Genomic DNA, 2,346 nt, shown 5'->3' with positions numbered 1-2,346 from the left:
TTCGGTTTCTTGCTTTACTTCACTCTCCTCAAGCTTTTTAAAATCATCTCTGATCGGGGAAATCTGTTTGCTATTTAAAAGTTTTGGTTCAGTTTTATTTAATAAGTTTTCTAGGTTTTGGAGAAATTCCAAGTAAGTATCTTGATAGCGATTGAATAAAACTTCAAATGATTGATTTGATAAGATTATTGCTTGATTACTTATTTGATTCAATAATTTTTTATTTATGATAATTCTCTGTATTGCTGTTGTTTTCGCCTGTTGAAAATTATTACTTTTTTCTAAAGAAGCTGGGAAAGCTGCTACTACCTGTAAACTTATAGTATCGCTCCTCAACTTGCTTAGTAATATACGTTCACTACGTAACCTGATACGTTCTGCGTTAGCTTGATTTTGCCAAAAATCACCGATCGCAATACCTGTTAAACTACCAGACATTGCAACCGCCAAAGCTGTGAAATAACCAAATTTAATTTTTTTCTCAATACTTAAAAAATTGATATTATGATTAATTTTTTTAAAAAAGTGTAAATGTTTTTTCCAGATGTTTGTAACCATTGCTAAAGACTGCGAGTTATGTTCAGAAGTTAAATTTTCATCAGGTTTGTGAGTCATAGCTTCAGTTTCCAAATCTAAGTAGTATCACACAGATTTTTGTCAAAGTGATTTATTTATAAGTAATAATTAGGTTGTCTATTAGCATAAATAGTATTATGCAAATATAGAGTAAGTAGTAGAAAAATCGGATAAAACTTATGCCGATGCTCTGCTATCAAATCAGTCAGGTTTGAATCCCCTTAGAGAACTCCACAGAAAGAAATGCCCAATGTCATTCTGAGGAACGAAGAATCTCGCGTAGATGCTGAGTCCCAAGGGGACACGCTACGCGAACGTTCCTCAGCATGACAACACAGGATCATTCATTTTGTGGCTTACTCTTATTTAATATTGCCCAATATTAAAGAAATAATTTACAGTCACCATAAATAATTATTTGTAAAAAATTAAGATTCCCGACTTTGCTCACAAAATCGGGAATCTGAAGGTTTATTGCAATTTTTGCATCGTGTTGGGAATTATCTCACGCGGAGAAGAGTGTAAACTTGGTAAAGTTGTCGTAATATTGAATTTTAAGCAGTGGCGCTCCAATTGATGTACAGTAATTTTGCGGCTGTGGCTTTAACCTGTTGCGAAGAAGCGACCAGTTGACCGCAAGCATCCCAAGAACCCGAAATAAACATATTCCTGGCACCTTCAGCCATTGATATTGGTGCTGAAAAATCACCGCATTGCACTTGCATTGTTTCTAAATTTACCGTCACTGATACTTGGGGATTTGCAGTAATCAATTCCTGCGATCGCATCACAGTTTCCGTATCTCCAGTCACACAAGGTACACCAATCGCCACACAATTACCGAGAAATATTTCGGCAAAACTTTCACCAATTATTGCTTCTACTCCCCATTTAGCTATGGCTTGAGGTGCATGTTCCCGTGAAGAACCGCAGCCAAAATTACGATTAACCACTAAAATTTTTGCATTTTGATACTCCTTCTTGTCAAAAGGATGCTCACCATTTAGGGCAATGCGATCGTCTTTAAAAGCATGTTCTCCAAGTCCATCAAAGGTGATGCATTTTAAAAAACGGGCAGGAATAATCCTGTCTGTGTCGATATCGTTACCGACAAGGGGAATGCCGGAACCGGAAACTAATTTTACTTCGCTAGTCATTACTTATTTAGGAAAAGGGGAAAAATTTGTCGAAATGCATTGATACGGATTTATACAGATTTATACAGAGAGACGCGATATATCGCGTCTCTACATTATTTTTAAACGAATTCACGTACGTCAGATATTTTGCCTGCGATCGCAGCTGCTGCAACCATCGCTGGACTCATTAATAATGTGCGCCCGGAAGCTGAACCTTGACGACCTTTAAAGTTACGATTGGAGGAAGAAGCGCTGATTTGTCTTCCCTGCAATTTGTCGGGGTTCATTGCTAAACACATCGAACATCCAGCTTCACGCCATTCAAAACCCGCATTCATGAATATTTGATCGAGTCCTTCGGCTTCGGCTTGTTGCTTCACCCGTTCGGAACCTGGAACCACAAAGGCTTTCACCCCTTTCGCTACATGACGACCTTGAGCTATTTTAGCAGCTTCCCGCAGGTCGGTGATACGTCCGTTGGTACAACTACCGATAAAGCACACGTCAATTTTCATACCTTTGATTGCTTGACCGGGGGCTAAATCCATGTAGCTATAGGCTTCCTCGGCAATCACTCTGTCTTCTTCGAGAAGTTGTTCCGGTGTGGGTACTTCCTGGTCAACTCCCATAC

The 2,346-nt window shown here is 38.7% G+C and carries 2 protein-coding genes and 1 pseudogene; all 3 read right to left on the bottom strand.

Features of this window, described 5'->3' with window-relative positions:
• Positions 1-615 (bottom strand): annotated as a pseudogene (locus tag CK510_RS29460) (hypothetical protein); the annotation flags it as partial.
• A 515-nt stretch (positions 616-1,130) separates the two neighbouring features.
• Positions 1,131-1,733 (bottom strand): 3-isopropylmalate dehydratase small subunit, encoded by a 603-nt coding sequence (leuD, locus tag CK510_RS29455; RefSeq protein WP_095724996.1) that lies wholly within the window; start codon positions 1,731-1,733, stop codon positions 1,131-1,133.
• A 101-nt stretch (positions 1,734-1,834) separates the two neighbouring features.
• Positions 1,835-2,346: aconitase family protein (locus CK510_RS29450; RefSeq protein WP_245912505.1), on the bottom strand; the 512-nt coding region annotated here is incomplete at its 5' end.

The organism is Brunnivagina elsteri CCALA 953, assembly GCF_002289455.1.
GTDB lineage: Bacteria > Cyanobacteriota > Cyanobacteriia > Cyanobacteriales > Nostocaceae > Brunnivagina > Brunnivagina elsteri.
This window is presented reverse-complemented; position numbering and strand designations above follow the sequence as displayed.

What these genes read in the sequence shown, in the direction of transcription:
- leuD (WP_095724996.1), bottom strand. Translation starts at nt 1,733, where the DNA reads ATGACTAGCGAAGTAAAATTAGTTTCCGGTTCCGGCATTCCCCTTGTC.